The 17,782-nt window shown below is 53.4% G+C and carries 14 protein-coding genes; 9 read left to right on the forward strand and 5 right to left on the reverse strand.

The features are described from left to right. Window positions 1–19: 19 nt before the first annotated feature. Entirely contained in the window at window positions 20–556 is a 537-nt protein-coding gene (locus tag ACJ9N4_RS11785; protein ID WP_182919471.1) for a hypothetical protein, read from the forward strand. Window positions 557–678: 122 nt separating this feature from the next. Here the strand turns inward: ACJ9N4_RS11785 and ACJ9N4_RS11790 are convergent, their stop codons facing one another. The 3 genes from ACJ9N4_RS11790 to ACJ9N4_RS11800 all read right to left on the reverse strand — a co-directional run bounded on the left by ACJ9N4_RS11790 (window position 679) and on the right by ACJ9N4_RS11800 (window position 4,653). Next, entirely contained in the window at window positions 679–1,350 is a 672-nt protein-coding gene (locus ACJ9N4_RS11790) for a hypothetical protein (RefSeq protein WP_182273876.1), read from the reverse strand. A 287-nt stretch (window positions 1,351–1,637) separates the two neighbouring features. After that, window positions 1,638–3,422 carry a diguanylate cyclase gene (locus tag ACJ9N4_RS11795; RefSeq protein ID WP_182273877.1) on the reverse strand — a complete coding sequence of 595 codons (1,785 nt, stop codon included), beginning with the start codon at window positions 3,420–3,422 and terminating at the stop codon, window positions 1,638–1,640. A 121-nt stretch (window positions 3,423–3,543) separates the two neighbouring features. Continuing rightward, the gene (locus ACJ9N4_RS11800; protein WP_182273878.1) at window positions 3,544–4,653 is read right to left on the reverse strand and encodes an AI-2E family transporter; all 1,110 of its coding nucleotides are present in this window, start codon (window positions 4,651–4,653) and stop codon (window positions 3,544–3,546) included. Window positions 4,654–5,059: 406 nt separating this feature from the next. On the opposite strand from ACJ9N4_RS11800, the gene mmuP reads away from it, so the two are divergent. The 6 genes from mmuP (at window position 5,060) to tauD (ending at window position 10,986) form a co-directional block, all read left to right on the forward strand. Next, window positions 5,060–6,460: an S-methylmethionine permease gene (gene mmuP / locus ACJ9N4_RS11805; protein WP_182273879.1), complete on the forward strand. Its 1,401-nt coding sequence runs from the start codon at window positions 5,060–5,062 to the stop codon at window positions 6,458–6,460. Then, window positions 6,447–7,379 (forward strand): homocysteine S-methyltransferase, encoded by a 933-nt coding sequence (gene mmuM / locus ACJ9N4_RS11810; RefSeq protein ID WP_182273880.1) that lies wholly within the window; start codon window positions 6,447–6,449, stop codon window positions 7,377–7,379. Before mmuP ends, mmuM begins: the two co-directional genes overlap by 14 nt. Before the next feature lie 194 nt (window positions 7,380–7,573). Continuing rightward, window positions 7,574–8,536, forward strand: a complete 963-nt coding sequence (gene tauA, locus ACJ9N4_RS11815) for a taurine ABC transporter substrate-binding protein (RefSeq protein ID WP_182273881.1) — start codon at window positions 7,574–7,576, stop codon at window positions 8,534–8,536. Between the two features lie 10 nt (window positions 8,537–8,546). Next, a complete protein-coding gene (tauB, locus tag ACJ9N4_RS11820) occupies window positions 8,547–9,314 on the forward strand; it encodes a taurine ABC transporter ATP-binding subunit (RefSeq protein ID WP_182919472.1) in 768 nt (255 codons plus the stop codon). Then, complete coding sequence (tauC, locus tag ACJ9N4_RS11825; RefSeq protein ID WP_182273883.1) at window positions 9,311–10,138, forward strand: taurine ABC transporter permease TauC; 828 nt, start codon at window positions 9,311–9,313, stop codon at window positions 10,136–10,138. The genes tauB and tauC overlap by 4 nt, the downstream gene beginning before the upstream one ends. Further along, window positions 10,135–10,986: a taurine dioxygenase gene (gene tauD / locus ACJ9N4_RS11830; protein WP_182273884.1), complete on the forward strand. Its 852-nt coding sequence runs from the start codon at window positions 10,135–10,137 to the stop codon at window positions 10,984–10,986. The genes tauC and tauD overlap by 4 nt, the downstream gene beginning before the upstream one ends. A 66-nt stretch (window positions 10,987–11,052) precedes the next feature. On the opposite strand, the gene ACJ9N4_RS11835 is transcribed toward tauD, so the two are convergent. Then, window positions 11,053–12,753: a lysophospholipid acyltransferase family protein gene (locus ACJ9N4_RS11835; protein ID WP_182919473.1), complete on the reverse strand. Its 1,701-nt coding sequence runs from the start codon at window positions 12,751–12,753 to the stop codon at window positions 11,053–11,055. 121 nt (window positions 12,754–12,874) lie between these two features. Next, a complete protein-coding gene (hemB, locus tag ACJ9N4_RS11840; protein ID WP_182919474.1) occupies window positions 12,875–13,849 on the reverse strand; it encodes a porphobilinogen synthase in 975 nt (324 codons plus the stop codon). Between the two features lie 444 nt (window positions 13,850–14,293). Between hemB and ACJ9N4_RS11845 the strand changes: the two genes are divergently transcribed. Both ACJ9N4_RS11845 and ACJ9N4_RS11850 read left to right on the forward strand, forming a co-directional pair. Further along, the gene (locus tag ACJ9N4_RS11845; protein WP_182273887.1) at window positions 14,294–17,068 is read left to right on the forward strand and encodes an autotransporter outer membrane beta-barrel domain-containing protein; all 2,775 of its coding nucleotides are present in this window, start codon (window positions 14,294–14,296) and stop codon (window positions 17,066–17,068) included. An 87-nt stretch (window positions 17,069–17,155) separates the two neighbouring features. Next, the gene (locus ACJ9N4_RS11850) at window positions 17,156–17,782 is read left to right on the forward strand and encodes a helix-turn-helix domain-containing protein (RefSeq protein ID WP_182273888.1); all 627 of its coding nucleotides are present in this window, start codon (window positions 17,156–17,158) and stop codon (window positions 17,780–17,782) included.

Raw genomic sequence — 17,782 nt, forward strand, 5'->3', positions numbered from 1 at the left:
GGCTATTGAGGTAAGCAACATGATTGTTGAAGGTCTGCATAAACTGAGTGTTTTTATGATGTGTGATCTTTTTGACCATTTTGATTTACGAAATGGCTATGACACAGAGCTTATACGTACTGCTATTTCGACAAACCATTTATGGGCGCTGGAAGTGGCGTATCCCGGTCTTCTGAATGAGTTTGAAGTTCCGGAAGAAACTGTTTTTATTAATGAAACAGCTTGTCTGTTTAAGAAACTGCAGAGAACCTATCACACGTTTTCGGATAGTGAAAAGGATAAGCTTTTTACTGCTATTCCAAATTTTTCGCTTACGCACGACCTCGCATTTCAGGGGTTTGATTCGATCAGCGAACGTAATATGTTAGATGTGTCAAAGATATTGACGTTACTGGGTTATCATTCGGACATGGATCTCACTAAAGAAACATATAACGCCACGACTCAGAGATACACCCGGATGCTTGACCTTGCCATTCTTCCTGGTCAGGAGAATGATCCTTCTGGTGTGTTTTCTCTGGAACTTTTCTGTAAAATCATTCTTGCGGGACGTTAATCTGTTAACTTTTTCTCATCATGACGGCTATGTAATAATGGAATCTGAATCGACTCGATGAAGGACTCATCGAGTCGTATTAAAACAAAGTGAGAACACTGAGTCGGGATCAGTAGGGAGTATTACTGTTTTAGCAAGCGTGGAAGCTGATTATTCAGTTCAAGCAAGCAGCTATTCATATATTTTTCAGTTTCGCTGATAACTTTCTTATAATTGTTTGCATTCCAGTCGCTCAATGGGGCCTCGACAGGTGTTGGGGTACATTCTGCTACTGTAAATGCAGAGAACATATTCCCGCTTTCCGGACGTTTATAGAACAGAACTTTATATTTTAGCTGGTAAAGCGGTGTTGCAGCATTCGCATCTTTATAGATTAATGCCCAGGTCGCCTTACCAATATACAGCGGTTGTTTATAGAGGTGGCCGTTACCTTTTTCATTCATCCACTGAGTAATATTTTGTTTGGCTTTTGGAATAAACCAGTTGTTCGTTGGGTTCTCCAGCGTTTCGACTGTTGTTCCTTTATAGTTCTCTTTATCAAAATCACTACTGTTGATACTTCCGAGTAATGCGCCGACCACAGCGATCCCCATACCGGCCGCTGCATGAGCCGGAGTCACTTCGCGTAAGTGACTATCGGCCACTCGATTGTTATTCAGCTCTGGAATGGCGGACACGCTGTAAATTTCAATTGAGCTACCATTTGCCGCCTTTACGGTGTCTGGTTTTACCGATCCTGCGCAGCCAGCAAGAATTAAAGATGCGGATACCATTGCTAAAAGACGTACTTTCATTTTCTCTCCATGTAATAATTTAACTTAAATGGCCGTGTCGATTATCTGTGCCAGATATATCAGCTGATTTAGCAAAAGGCTCTGTTCACCCTGGTAAGGTATGCTGACGTATTTTCATATTGAGTATCGACTTGCCCGTTAAATTCTTGAGCCATGTAGTCATATTCCTTTGACGGGCATCAAATTTGCTGGTGATATTAGTAACCACCGCTGTGTCTCAGTAATCCTCCCTGGTACCACCAGTAGAAAGCCTTTGGCAAGAGAAGCCAACGGTTGCGGGCTAACGATTACCCCGCCTCCAGCATCCCGAAGCTCACAATCCTCGCTCTTCCCAGCTCTTTTGCCCGGTACAGGGCTACATCCGCAGCGCGCAGCAGGTTGTCGCTCTGGGCGTGCTGTGGGTAGCTGGCAATACCGATCGACACATCCACCGGGCCAATCTCAGAAAGTCCATAGCGCAGCGACAGCGCACGCACACCGTTATAAATATCCGTCGCGCAGTCGTGGGCTACCTCTTCATCTGCACCGGCAAGAAGCGCCAGAAATTCTTCGCCACCGTAGCGGAAAGCAAGCCCGCTTTCATGTACGGCGCGCTGAATAATCGTCGCTACGCTCTTAATCACCTGATCGCCCGCCTCGTGTCCGAAGCGATCGTTAATGCTCTTGAAGTGATCAATGTCGATCATCAGACAACTCACCGGCTCATTATTGCGTATCGCCTGTGCCATTTGGGTACGCAGCGTGTCTTCCAGATGATGACGGTTGCGCAGCCCGGTAAGCGGATCGAACAACGCTTTTTCCAGCAGAGCGTCACGCAATCTCTGGTTAGACAACGCCAGACCCAGCGCTTCAGCCATCAATTCAAGATAAGCGCGGGAGGGCGCGGTTTCGGAGGTGATGTTCTGGAAAGAGAGCAAACCAATTGCCTCACCCTGGGCGATGAGCGGCACGCACAGTGAGTGATGCGCGCAAGATCCCGGAAGGTGATAACAGGTCACGTCCGGCTCGCCGTTAACCGGCGGATGGCTTTGCCCACGGCGGATAGCCCAGCATTCATCAGGGTTGAACGCCGTTTTGTCACCTTCGGGTGACAGCCATTCCGCCGAGCAGCGCATCTCCCACGGATCGCGATCGAGAATGTATAAGCGCCCGGACACGCCCGGCGCGATATTGGGGGCGAACAGCTCCGCCACGTTAATGACATCCGCGAAGCTCTCACATCCCTGCAGGCGTTGCGTCATACGCGCCAGCAGCTCACGGATGGCCCAGTCGGCATCGCGCTCTTTTTCCAGTCGCTGCCTTGCCAGACCATTTTCACGGAAGATGCGAATGGCCTGCGCCATATCGCCGATTTCATCAATCTGGTTGAAATTCGGTGTTTCAACCGCGTAATCCTGTGATGCCAGGCGGTGTACCACGTCGCTCAGGCGCACCACGGGGCGCAATACGCGACGCTTGATAATAAAGCCCATCACGAACAGGAAGAGCAGGGCAGTCAGGCCGACCATCACTTCAGACGTGGTACGCAACGCTTTTGATGTTTTGGTGGCGGCCTGTACGTTGGCAATGATGCGCTTGTCGAGTATTTGCCGGAAATGGTTGATCTGGTTTTGCGCCCGTTCCATTTCCTGTTCATAGGCTTTGCCATACAGCAGGGCAACGGCCTGCTGCTCTTCACCTTGCGCTATGTTGGAGAGCGCTGTTTGTTGCTCGTCCTGCAACTCATCAATGATCTTTACCCCTTCGCGTAGCAGCAACAGTTCGTCATCCGATGCGCCGTTATCCCGCAGTTTTTCCAGCTTCAGCTCGATATTCTTCAGGTAACCTTCTGACTGGTGGTATTCATTAAGGGTTTGCGGATCTTTTTTAATGACGTACAGGCGAGCTAAATCGGACTGTGCCCAGGCATCTGTTTCCACATCTTCCGTGAGCTGGTCAAAGCGCTGCCGCTGTTCGACAGCATGACGCTCAGCGTTGTCGGCATTGGACGCCATCAGCATGACGATACCGGAGGCGATGGTCAGACATACCGTTACAGCGTATGCCCAGTTAGTCATTGTGGCGATTCGCACCTGTCGATTCCTGTAGCGGCGTTGGTTAAAACAGCATTGATAGCATTATAGGAAAAACCTACTTTCTCGCGATCTAAAAAGGCGACCAGAGGCCGCCTGTGGGGGATTTATCGTCATGTTTTTATAAATCTGTAGGTCTTTTCCCTTCTTCTATAAATTCTGCATCAAGCTCATCGACGTTACCTTCGTGATCGCGTCCGGAAAAGAGATTCCAGCAGGCGATAAACAGTGCGGCAATGAGTGGCCCAATAACAAAGCCATTAATACCATACACTTCCATTCCGCCGAGCGTTGCAATCAGGATCAGGTAATCCGGCATTTTGGTGTCTTTACCCACCAGAAGTGGACGCAGGATATTGTCCACCAGCCCGACGATAATCACAAAGAAGCCGACAATAAACAGCCCTTGCCATAGCTGGTGTGTGGCGAACAGGAAAATGGCTGCCGGTACCCAGACGATTGCCGAGCCTACGGCAGGTACCAGCGAGAGGAACGCCATCAGTGCGCCCCAGAGTACGCTGCCGTCGATGCCCACAATGGCAAATGCAATCCCGCCGAGGAGGCCCTGAACCACCGCCACCACCGCCGTGCCTTTGACCGTGGCCCGTGAGACGCCCACAAATTTGGCGAACAGGTGTTGTTTGGCAAAATCAGACAGGGGCAGGGAATCGAGGATCTGGCGTACCAGATACGGCCCGTCTTTGAGCAGAAAGAACAGAAGATAAAGCATAATGCCGAAACTGATTGCGAAGCCAAACGTCCCTTTGCCAATCAGAAACGCACTGCCTGCCAGGTACTGCCCACCCTGCAAGGCCACATCGGAGAGTTTTTTCTGAATTTGCGTCGCGCTGTCCAGATTATGGTCGGCCAGGAACACGCTGGCCCAGCCTGGCAGGTGGGCAAAAAGACGGGCGATCGCTTCCGGGAACGGGGTATTGTTTTGTTGTAGCTTGGTGTAAACCACGTTCAGCTCAATGGCGAGTGACGAGAAGATCACCATCAACGGGATAAAGACGATCAGGCAGATAATGCCGATGGTCAACAGCGAAGCCAGCCCGTTGCGGTCCCCCAGCATGGCGCGCAGTTTGTTTTTCACCGGGTTAAAGATGACGGTCAGAACGGCGGCCCACAGAATTGCGGAGGAATAGGGCGACAGCACATCAAAGAAGGCCCATGTCACAAGGGCGAGGATGAAAATAAAGAAGCCTTTGGTCAGTCCGTTAAAGCGCATTAGTTGATCCTGTAACTAAGAAACTGTGACGACTATAGAACTGATTTAAGGATTTACCAATCCTTGTACGGTTGTCACCCCGGATGGCGGCTACGCCTGACCCGGCTTTTGGGGGGAGGCCCGTGCAATATCGCGCCGGAGCCACGGCGGGCGTATGAGCCACATGGTTACAGATAACACTTTCGACTGACCGAGGATCTCATTCTCCCGCGCCATGCTGTAAGTATCTGCTTGTGGAGGTACTTATGGCCTGGCGACCCATTCTCTATGTGATCCTGACAACCCACCCCAGACTCAGCGCGCGGCGTGCCCGGCTGTATCTGGTTCATGGCTAGCATTTTATTAACAATCACGGTATAACATACCTTCTTTGGATGTTTAGATGTCCATACGTATAGAAGGTAATATGCAAACACAACAAGAAAATGGGCAGCTTAAGCGCACCATGAAAACACGCCACCTGATTATGCTCTCGCTGGGTGGCGTGATTGGCACAGGGTTATTTTTCAATACGGGTTACATCATTTCGACCACTGGTGCGGCGGGAACGCTGCTGGCGTATTTGATTGGTGCGTTAGTCGTCTGGCTGGTGATGCAGTGTCTGGGCGAACTCTCCGTCGCGATGCCGGAAACCGGGGCGTTTCACGTCTATGCCACCCGCTATCTCGGCCCGGCGACGGGCTATACCGTGGCGTGGCTTTACTGGCTCACCTGGACGGTGGCGCTTGGCTCAAGCTTTACCGCCGCCGGGTTCTGCATGCAGTACTGGTTCCCGCAGGTACCCGTCTGGGCGTGGTGTGTGGTTTTCTGCGTGGTGATTTTTGGCCTCAACGTCATCTCGACGCGCTTCTTTGCCGAAGGCGAATTCTGGTTCTCACTGGTGAAAGTCATCACTATTATTGCCTTTATTATCCTTGGTGGTGCGGCGATCTTTGGCTTTATCCCGATGCAGGACGGTTCTCCCGCGCCTGGCTTAGCCAATATCACCGCTGAAGGCTGGTTCCCGCACGGCGGGCTGCCGATCCTGATGACGATGGTGGCGGTGAACTTTGCTTTCTCCGGTACCGAGCTGATTGGCATCGCCGCGGGGGAAACCGAAAACCCGCATAAGGTTATTCCGGTGGCGATCCGTACGACCATCGCGCGTCTGATTGTCTTCTTTATTGGTACCGTGTTTGTGCTGGCGGCGCTGATCCCGATGCAGCAGGCTGGTGTGGAAAAAAGCCCGTTTGTGCTGGTGTTTGAAAAAGTCGGCATTCCGTACGCGGCGGACATCTTTAACTTTGTGATTCTGACGGCGATCCTCTCGGCGGCGAACTCGGGGCTATATGCCTCTGGTCGCATGCTGTGGTCGCTCTCGAATGAAAAAACGTTGCCGCGCTGCTTTGCCCGCGTGAATAAAAACGGCGTACCGCTGATGGCGATTTCGGTTTCCATGCTGGGTGGTGTTCTGGCGCTGTTCTCAAGCGTTGTGGCACCGGACACGGTATTTGTCGCCCTGTCGGCTATTTCCGGTTTTGCGGTGGTGGCGGTGTGGATTAGCATTTGTGCGTCGCATTTTGTCTTTCGTCGCCGTCATCTGCAGTCCGGCCAGCCGCTGTCCGCGCTGCAGTATCGTGCGCCGTGGTATCCGCTGGTACCGGTACTCGGGTTTATTCTCTGCGTGGTGGCCTGTGTTGGCCTGGCGTTTGATCCGAGCCAGAGAATTGCGCTTTACTGCGGATTGCCGTTTGTCGCCCTGTGTTATGGTGCGTACTACCTGACCCGAAACCTGGCAACACAGGAGCCTGAACATGTCGCTGAATAATTCGCTTACCGCCATCCTTGAGAAACAACCGTTTGTGGTGCTGGATGGTGCGATGGCAACGGAGCTGGAAGCGCGCGGCTGTAACCTGGCAGACAGCCTCTGGTCTGCCAAAGTGCTGATGGAAAACCCGGAGCTTATCCGCGAAGTACACCTCGACTACTATCGTGCGGGGGCACAGGTGGCGATCACTGCCAGCTATCAGGCCACGCCTGCGGGCTTTGCGGCGCGAGGTCTTGACGAGGCGCAATCCCGGACGCTGATTGGTAAAAGCGTGGAGCTGGCGCGTAAGGCGCGCGAGGCGTATCTGGCGGAGAATGCGCAGGCGGGTGCGCTGCTGGTCGCAGGCTCTGTGGGGCCGTATGGCGCGTATCTGGCTGATGGCTCAGAGTATCGCGGCGATTATGTACGTAGCGCAGAGGAATTTGTGGCATTCCACCGTCCGCGTGTGGAGGCGTTGCTGGATGCGGGGGTTGATCTGCTGGCCTGCGAAACGCTGCCGTCCTTTGCGGAGATCAAAGCCCTGGCGGCACTGCTGGCAGAGTATCCCCGTGCCCGGGCGTGGTTCTCGTTTACCCTGCGTGACAGTGAGCACTTAAGCGATGGTACGCCGTTGCGTGACGTTGTTTCTGTGCTGGAAAACGACCCGCAAATTGTGGCACTGGGCATTAACTGCATTGCGCTGGAAAACACTACGGCGGCGCTGAAGCATCTGCACAGCCTGACGTCGCTACCGCTGGTGGTCTACCCGAACTCGGGCGAACATTACGATGCGGTGACGAAAACCTGGCATCACCACGGTGAAGCGTGTGAAACGCTGGCGGGATACCTGCCGCAGTGGCTGGCGGCGGGTGCGAAGTTGATTGGCGGATGCTGTCGGACGACGCCAAAAGATATTGCTGAGCTGAACCTGCTGCGCTGAGGTATCGTGCGGGCTGATGCCCTCACCCCGGTCCTCTCCCACTGGGAGAGGGAGAAAAAACACCGCACAAAATTCACTATCCTTTCTCGCTTTTTATCTAAAAACGAATCGTTATTAGCGATTCGTTTTTATTCCTTTATCAAAATTCTCGCACCGGAAATACTGCCCCCATAACAACAAGGGGAGCAGGCACTATGGCAATTTCATCGCGAATTACACTACTCGGCGCGCTGGCGCTGTGGGCATTTCAGGCGCAGGCGGTGGAGGTTACCGTCGCGTATCAAACCTCTGCGGAGCCGGCGAAGGTCGCGCAGGCGGATAATACCTTTGCTAAAGAGAGCGGGGCGAAAGTCGACTGGCGTAAGTTCGACAGTGGCGCGGCCATCGTGCGGGCGTTAGCGTCCGGCGACGTGCAAATTGGTAATCTCGGCTCCAGCCCGCTGGCCGTTGCGGCCAGCCAGCAGGTGCCGATTGAAGTCTTCCTGCTCGCATCCCAGCTCGGTAACTCTGAAGCGCTGGTGGTGAAGAAAAACATCACCAAACCGGAAGATCTGATTGGCAAGCGTATCGCCGTGCCGTTTATCTCCACCACCCACTACAGCCTGCTGGCAGCGCTCAAACACTGGGGCATCAAACCGGGTCAGGTACAAATTATCAACCTGCAGCCACCGGCGATTATCGCGGCCTGGCAGCGCGGTGACATTGATGGCGCTTACGTCTGGGCACCTGCGGTGAATGAGCTGGAAAAAGACGGCACCGTGCTGACCGACTCCGAAAAAGTCGGCCAGTGGGGCGCGCCGACCCTCGACGTGTGGGTGGTGCGTAAAGACTTCGCAGGGAAACATCCAGAGGTGGTAAAAGCCTTCGCCAAAAGCGCGATTGACGCTCAGCAGCCGTACATCAGCAACCCGGATGAATGGCTGAAGCAGCCTGCTAATCTGGAAAAACTGTCGCGCCTGAGCGGTGTACCGGAAGCGGACGTACCGGGGCTGGTGAAGGGCAATACCTACCTGACCCCTGCGCAGCAGGTTCAGCAACTGACCGGGCCGGTAAATAAAGCGATTGTCGATACTGCTACCTTCCTGAAAGAGCAGGGCAAAGTGCCGGCGGTCGCGGCGGATTACAGCCAGTATGTGACCGATCGCTTTGTGAAATAAGGAGGTTGCGATGCTGAATATTACAAATCTGTACGCTGATTACGCCGGGAAGTCTGCGCTGGAGGATATCAACCTGACGCTGGACAGCGGTGAGCTGCTGGTCGTACTCGGCCCGTCAGGTTGCGGAAAAACCACGCTGCTGAATTTGATCGCCGGATTTGTACCGTACCAGCATGGCACCATTCAACTGGAAGGCAAAAAGGTGGAAAACCCCGGCGCTGAACGCGGCGTGGTCTTCCAGAACGAAGGATTGCTTCCCTGGCGTAACGTGCAGGAAAACGTGGCATTTGGGCTCCAGCTTGCGGGTATCAATCGCGAAAAACGGTTGGCAATGGCACGGGAAATGCTGAAGAAAGTGGGTCTGGAAGGGGCGGAAAAACGCTTTATCTGGCAGCTTTCCGGCGGCCAGCGGCAGCGTGTCGGGATTGCCCGCGCGCTGGCGGCGGATCCGCAGCTGTTACTGCTGGATGAGCCGTTCGGGGCGCTGGATGCCTTTACCCGTGAGCAGATGCAAACCCTGCTCCTGCGCCTGTGGCACGAAACCGGTAAGCAGGTGCTACTGATCACCCACGACATCGAAGAAGCCGTATTTATGGCCACTGAACTGGTGTTGTTATCACCGGGGCCGGGCCGTGTGCTCGAACGGTTGCCGCTCGAATTCGCCCGTCGTTATGTGGCGGGGGAACCAGTGCGCAACATCAAATCTGATCCGCTGTTTATCGAACAGCGTGAATACGTCTTAAGCCGCGTGTTTGAACAACGGGAGGCCTTCTCATGAGCATCGTCTTCAGTGAAAAAATGCGCCGTACTCGTCTGGTGCTGCGCTGGCCTTTTTCTCGTCAAATCACATTGAGCGTCGGTACGCTGCTGGTGTTACTGGTGGTGTGGTGGGCGGTTGCCGCGCAGCAGTGGATCAGCCCGCTGTTCCTGCCGCCGCCGGGACAGGTGCTGGCAAAACTTATCACCATTGCCGGGCCGCAGGGCTTTATGGATGCCACGCTCTGGCAGCATCTGGGAGCCAGTCTGGCACGTATTCTGGTGGCGCTGCTGGCTGCCGTCATTATCGGCATCCCTGTGGGGATTGCGATGGGCTTAAGCCCGACGGTGCGCGGCATCCTCGATCCGCTGATTGAGCTTTACCGCCCTGTGCCGCCGCTGGCCTATCTGCCGCTGATGGTGATCTGGTTCGGCATCGGTGAAACGTCAAAAATCCTGCTGATTTATCTGGCGATTTTTGCTCCGGTGACTATGTCCGCCCTGGCGGGGGTGAAAAGTGCCCAGCAGGTGCGGATCCGCGCAGCGCAGTCGTTGGGTGCCAGCCGTACACAGGTGCTGCTGTTCGTCATTTTACCGGGCGCACTGCCGGAGATTTTAACCGGACTGCGCATCGGGCTTGGCGTGGGCTGGTCGACGCTGGTGGCGGCAGAGCTTATTGCCGCCACGCGGGGATTAGGATTTATGGTGCAGTCCGCGGGAGAGTTCCTGGCGACTGACGTGGTGCTGGCAGGGATCGCGGTGATCGCCGTGATCGCCTTCGGATTAGAACTGGGGCTGCGCGCGTTACAGCGTCGCCTGACGCCCTGGCATGGAGAAATACAATGAGTGAACGTCTGACCATTACCCCGCTGGGGCCGTACATTGGCGCACAGGTTTCGGGCCTGGATGTGACCCGTCCGCTGAGCGATAACCAGTTCGAGCAGCTCTATCACGCGGTGCTGCGCCATCAGGTGGTGTTCCTGCGCGAGCAGGCGATCACCCCCCAGCAGCAGCGCGCGCTGGCCCTGCGTTTTGGCGACCTGCATATCCACCCGGTTTACCCGCAGGCGGAAGGCGTGGAGGAGATTATTGTTCTGGATACCCACAACGATAACCCGCCGGATAACGACAACTGGCACACCGACGTGACTTTTATCGAGACGCCGCCCGCCGGAGCGATCCTCGCGGCGAAACTGCTCCCGGAGACCGGCGGCGATACGCTGTGGGCGAGCGGGATCGCGGCGTTTGAGGCGCTGTCTGCGCCATTCCAGACGTTGCTGAGCGGGCTGCGGGCGGAGCACGACTTTAAGAAATCGTTCCAGGAATATAAGTACCGTAAAACGGAAGCGGAACACCAGCGCTGGCTGGAGGCGGTTGCGAAGCATCCTCCGCTGCTGCATCCGGTGGTGAGAACCCATCCGGTAACGGGCAAGCAGGCACTGTTCGTGAATGAAGGATTCACAACACGCATTGTGGATGTGACGGAAAAAGAGAGCGAGGCACTATTAGGCTTTCTGTTCGCCCATATCACCAAACCGGAGTTTCAGGTGCGCTGGCACTGGCAGGAGAGCGATCTGGCGATCTGGGATAACCGCGTGACGCAGCACTATGCCAATGCGGACTATCTGCCGCAGCGAAGGATTATGCAGCGGGCGACGATTCTGGGGGATAAGCCGTTTTACCGTGCGCCTTGATCCCCTCACCCTAACACTCGTCCCAAAGGGGCGAGGGGACTGTCCGCTGCGGTTTTCAGGAGAAGGCTACAGATGCGCCTCGATATACCGTTGATAACGATTCGCCTTCAGGTAGCACAGATCCACCAGTACCAGCCCGTCGACGCAGTTGTTGAACGCCGGATCGCTGCCAAAATCGATAAACTGCACGCCGCCGGGTTCACACAGCTCAGAATACTGTTTGTAGAGCGGCGGAATACCACAGCCCAGATTGCCGAGCAGGGATTTTAGCTTCGTCAGGTCGTCAACGTAATCCACCCCACCAAACTGCGCCAGTACGTCCGGTAACGACGCCGGATAAGGCTGGCGTGAGGCCGCTAACGGGTGGCTCGCCGGGAACCAGAGGCGATAAAACGCCACCAACAGATCCCGTGCGGCAGGCGGTAGTCCCCCAGAAATAGAGACCGGGCCAAACAGATAGCGGTAGTGTGGATAACGTGCCAGATATGCGCCAATACCCGACCACAGGTAGTCCAGGCCGCGACGTCCCCAGTAGCGTGGCTGAATAAAGCTGCGTCCCAGCTCAATACCGTGTTCCAGCACATCCTGCATTTTGTCGTCGTAGTGGAACAGGCTGTAGCTGTACAGCCCCTCTGTGCCACGTTTTTCAACCTGCCTTGCCGTCGGCATAAAGCGATACGCGCCGACAATCTCCAGATCCTCTTCATCCCACAGGATCAGGTGCAGATAATCATCATCATAGCTGTCGGTGTCCCTGCGTTTCCCGCTTCCTTCCCCCACGGCGCGAAACGCAATCTCACGCAGGCGACCCAGCTCACGCAAGAGGGGAGCCTCCTCCTGGCCGTTACGCTGCCACAGGTAGATTGTTTTGCCATCACCGGTTTTGCCCAGGCACTCAGCCTGCGCCAGTTCGCGTTTCAGCGTGGCCCGGTCTTCCGGGCGCGCAATGGCACACTGGGTTTTAAAGACGCCAGGCAATCCCTTGCCAAGACGCATCACGTGCTGACGGCACTGCTCGGCCATCTCACGTGACGAAAGGGGGAGGCTAAACCAGTTGTCCCAGGCAATCTGCTGGCCAATTTTAATCGGCAACTGGCTGTGGCGACGACGGAACATCTGCTGCATCAGCAGCAGCATGGAGAGCGTCGGTGACACCAGGGTGCTGGCGTAGAAGAGCAGGCTGTTATGCGCCTGAATATGTACCGGTAGCAGGGGGGCGCGCAGTTTGCCGGCAAGTTTGATAAAGCCAGAGTGCCATTTTTTATCGCGAATGCCTTTGCGCGTCGGGCGCGAGACTTCCCCTGCCGGGAAGAAGATCAGTACGCCGGCGTTTTGCAGATGTTGCTCCATCTGCACCAGTGAGGTTTTTGCGGTCTTACCGCCCATATTATCCACCGGGATAAACAGTGAGCTGAGCGGCTCCAGGTGGGTCAGCATTCGGTTGGTAACGACTTTAACATCGCGACGCACGCGCGAAACGGCATACAGCAGCGCCAGTCCATCCAGGGTACCGGTCGGGTGGTTGGCAATAATGACCAGCGGGCCATGTTCGGGGATTTGTTCGAGATCGCGGGCGGAAACGGTGCAGAGAATATCGAGGTGCTCCAGAACTTGCTCCACCATATCCAGCCCCTTCAGGTGGCGGTGGTTTGCGGCAAACTGCTGGAATTCTTCTTCGTAGAACAGTCTTTTTAACAGACTTTTTTGCCAGGGTGCGGGCCTCGCCTGAGGCCAAAGGTCATCGAGAACATTGTCGAGACTAAACATGGTAACTCCTCCTGCCGTCTTGCGAAGACAGTAGAAGGACGAGATGTCTGTTGTATTGCAGTTTGGTGAAGATTAGTAGGATGCCGGGTAAGGCGAAGCCGCCACCCGGCACAACAGAGGATTAACGCAGAATTTTCTTCTCGGCCAGATCAAGCGCAAAGTAGCTGAAGATCAGATCCGCACCTGCGCGTTTGATCGCACCCAGGCTTTCCATAATCACTTTCTCTTCGTCGATCGCACCCGCCAGCGCAGCGAATTTGATCATGGCGTACTCTCCGCTCACCTGGTAGGCACCCAGCGGCAGCCCGGTACGTTCGCGGATATCGCGCAGGATGTCCAGATACGCCCCAGCCGGTTTAACCATCAGGCAGTCTGCACCCTGGGCTTCATCCAGCAGGGATTCACGGATGGCTTCGCGGCGGTTCAGTGGGTTCATCTGATACGTTTTGCGATCGCCTTTCAGCGCCGTGCCCGCTGCCTCACGGAACGGGCCGTAGAAGGAGGAGGCAAATTTGGTGGAGTAGGACATGATGGCGGTGTCAGTGAAACCGGCAGCATCCAGCGCCTGACGGATCGCCTGAACCTGTCCGTCCATTGCTGCGGATGGTGCGATGAAATCAGCACCGGCAGCAGCAGCAACAACGGCCTGTTTGCCGAGGTTCAGCAGGGTCGCATCGTTATCCACACCGTGATCGCACAGCACACCGCAGTGGCCGTGAGACGTGTATTCGCAGAAACAGGTATCGGACATGACGATCATTTCCGGCACCGTCTCTTTGCAGATACGGGACATACGGGCGACAAGGCCATCTTCTTTCCAGGCATCACTGCCGGTGGCATCGGTATGGTGGGAGATCCCGAAAGTCATCACCGAGCGGATACCCGCATTAGCGATACGTTCGATCTCACGAGCCAGATGTTTTTCCGGAATGCGCATCACACCCGGCATGGCATCAATGGCCTTGTAGTCATCAATCTCTTCTTCAACAAAAATCGGCAACACCAGATCGTTTAAGGTCAGTGTTGTCTCTTCAAACATAGCGCGCAGTGCAGGTGACTTGCGCAGGCGACGGGGACGAGCAATTAAATCGGTCATGGTATGCCTGACGTTTGTGGAACAAAGAGGGTTAGTGTACCTGAAACGGGGGAAGGGTGTTTTGCTAAAGTGGTTTTTTTTGTTCAATACTTTCAGGTACGCTGTATTCGAAAAAATATATACTGTGGCTAATATGTGTTTTATGTGTGGTAGATATTGGTATGATTTCTATATTTGTGTCCTTATATAAATAAGGATTATTTATTTTTGATTGCAATGTTTTTTATTGTTTGCGTGGATGGTCTTAACTTTATGTTTTTATAATATTTATATTGAATACGTCATGTCTGCATGGTTTTTTCATGTTATTTGTCTGGATACGGACTTAATCGAATCATTCATTGAACCTTTTCAGATTGAAACTGCATAATTCCCTTCGCAATAAAATATTGCTGAATGATTTGATGGACAAACTTGCTTACGTCCCTGAGGAGGGATGACCCAATGCAAACATGGAAAAAGAAACTGGTTGTATCTCAACTTGCATTAGCCTGCACCCTGGCTATCGCTTCTCAGGCAAATGCGAAAGATATTTCGGGTACAACATATAATACCTTCGGATATGATAATACAGCATCTACCCCCTGGTATTATGGCTATGCCGACTGGGGTTACTCAGATACCACTCACGATGGTGATATTTATCCGGTGATGAATAAGTCAACGGTAAATGGTGTTATTTCAACGTATTATCTGGATGACGGTATCAATGGTCACGCTAATGCACTGAGTATTTCCAACAGTACTATTAATGGCATGATTACGTCTGAATGTATGACGACGTCGTGTGCCGATGGTGTGGATACAGATGGCACCACACATACTCAGTATGACCGTTTTAGTCTGACCGTAGATAACAGCACCATCAATGATACGTATGAGCATTACGCTTATGACGTTGTGAATGGCGATACTTCAGAAACCCATTATCTGGACACCTACGATCTGGGTAATGCCATTACGCTGGACGTTGAGTCAGATATTGTTATTCAGAATAACTCCCACGTAGCGGGTATCACCCTGACACAGGGTTATCAGGAACTGGATAATACCCCGTATGACGGTATTGAAGGTGTTGCTAACAGCGCTAACGTCTTCACTGACACGCTGGTCGTGAAAGACTCTGTGTTGACGTCCGGTGCATACAGCGATCTCGGGACCAGCGGTTTCTATGGTCAAACCGCGAAGCCGAGCGATTATGGCGAAGCTAACGCCACTGCGGCAGATGACGCGGCGCTGATTGTTGCCGCAGGTGCGTCTGACAACGCTATGCAGACCACGGCGACGTTTGATCATTCTACCATCACCGGTGACATTCTCTTCTCCAGCACCTTCGATAACAATTTCTACACGAATGGCGATCCTGCAACCGATACCACCGATGACGGTGTGTATAACCCAACCACCAACGGCTGGGATGGTACTGATAAGCTGGATGTCACGTTGACGAATGGCAGCAAGTGGGTTGGTGCAGCGCAATCCAGCGTTGAAGCCATTGGCACTTCGCAGATGTACGGTCTGGGCTACAGCAACGTAGACTGGAGTACGCTGTCTCCTAACAGCATCTGGCCTGATTCCACTTTCGACACTAACAGTCACGTTGCGGGTGAAGAGGTCTATCAGAGCGGCCTGTTCAACGTGACGCTGGATCAGGGGTCTGAGTGGGATACTCGTAAGCTGTCTAACATTGATACGCTGACGGTTAATAACCAGTCGCAGGTCAATGTCGAAAACTCCGGTTTACTGGCTGATTCCATCACGCTGACCAATGCTTCATCCCTGAATATCGGCGACACCGGTGGGGTGGCAACTGACAGTCTGTATCTGGATAGCTACAGCCGTGCGGCACTGAGCGAAGAGACTGCATCGCTGTATGCCAACACCATTACCGTGGATAACGGTGCCGAGCTCGCGCTGGGACTGGGTCAGGTTGATACGCACAACATGGTGCTGACCGATGGCGGTGTGCTGAACGTAGCCAGCCGTGATTACGTGCTGAACAGCGATCTGAACAACGCGCGTTATATCACCAACGATAAGAGCAAGGCAGACTACGACTATGGTGTTGTTGCCATTAACTCCGATGGTCATCTGGCGGTAAATGGTGACGTAGCGGGTAACTACAGCGTTCGTATTGATAATGCGACCGGTGCAGGTTCCGTTGCCGACTACAAAAACAAAGAGATCATTCGTGTCTATGACAATAACGAAGACACCAGTGCTCGCTTTACCGCCGCGAACAAAGCCGATTTAGGGGCTTACACATATCAGGCACAGCAGCAGGGAGATTCCGTTGTTCTGCAGCAGAAAGAGCTGACGGATTACGCCAACATGGCGCTGAGCATTCCTTCTGCCAATACCAACATCTGGAACCTGCAGCAGGATACCGTTGGGACGCGTATGACCAACAGCCGTCATGGCCTGGCAGATAACGGCGGAGCGTGGGTAAGCTACTTCGGTGGCAACTTCGACGCTGATAATGGTACCGTCAGCTACGATCAGGACGTGAGTGGCATTATGGTCGGTCTGGATACGCTGATTGACGGCAACAATGCTAAGTGGATCGTCGGTGGTGCAGCTGGCTTTGCGAAAGGCGATATCAGCGATCGTACCGGTCAGGTTGATCAGGATAGCCAGACTGCGATGATTTACGCATCTGCGAAGTTTGCGAATGATCTCTTCATCGACAGCTCCCTGAGCTACACGCGCTTTGATAGCGATCTCTCTGCAAACATGAGCAATGGTCAGTATGTGGACGGTAACACCACCACTGATGCCGTAGGTTTCGGTATGAAACTGGGTTATGACTGGAAGCCAAACCTGTCTGGCTACGTAACGCCTTATGCGGCCGTGTCGGGTCTGTTCCAGTCTGGTGATGATTACCAGCTGAGCAACGACATGCGTATTGATGGCCAGTCTTACGACAGCATGCGTTATGAACTCGGTGTGGATGCGGGTTACACCTTCAACTACGGTGGCGATCAGGCGCTGACGCCTTACTTCAAGCTGGCATATGTGTATGACGATGCTGGTAATAATGCGGACGTGAATGGCGACAGCATTGACAACGGCGTTGAAGGTTCTGCCGTTCGTGTAGGTCTGGGCACGCAGTTTAGCTTCACCAAAAACTTCAGTGCTTACACCGATGCCACTTATCTCGGCGGCGGTGATGTTGACCAGAACTGGGGTGCAAATCTGGGTGTGAAATACAGCTGGTAAAACGCAACGCGGGGGATATTTTCCCCCGCTTTTTTATATGGCAATAAATAATACAGAACTGACAGATACAGGTGATTTGAGGTCTGCATGAACGTTAATGCGAAACCACTTTCTGAATTAGGCCGGCTAGAACAGTGTCTGAAAGACGCCAGTACGCCCTTTAAAGCAGCTTCGCAAAAGATCATTTCAAACGGTTGTAATGATGATGAGCCTCAAACCTATATGATACAAACTGGTATTGTTGAGATCTACCGCCAGTCAAATGGGCTACTTATTGGTATTGCAACGGCTCCTTTTATTTTTGGCCTGACCGCAGGAATGAGCAACAATTGTCGTGAATATATGATGGTTGCACAAACACCGTGTACCGGTTTTTATTTGCCTGCTGTTACGACGCGTCAACTTATTCAGCGGACATCTCTTTGGTGGGAGGCATTTTGTTGGTTATCATGGATTAACCACCTGCTTGGCGTGCGGGATAAACAGTTGGTAGGGAATAGTTCCTACAGTCAGATTCGATCCATGCTGATAAATATGTCCGAATGGGACGACACGCTGCGTTCGAAAATTGGCGTAATGAATCATATTCAACGAAGCACACGTATTTCACGCTCCGTTGTTGCGGAGGTTCTGGCCGCATTGCGGCAGGGTAATTATATCAATATGAGCCGGGGCAAACTGGTCAGTATCAACCGTTTGCCCACGGAATATTAA

Origin of the sequence: Enterobacter sp. LM3 (assembly GCF_046622475.1) — a bacterium.
In the GTDB taxonomy this organism is placed as follows: Bacteria; Pseudomonadota; Gammaproteobacteria; order Enterobacterales; family Enterobacteriaceae; genus Enterobacter; species Enterobacter cloacae_P.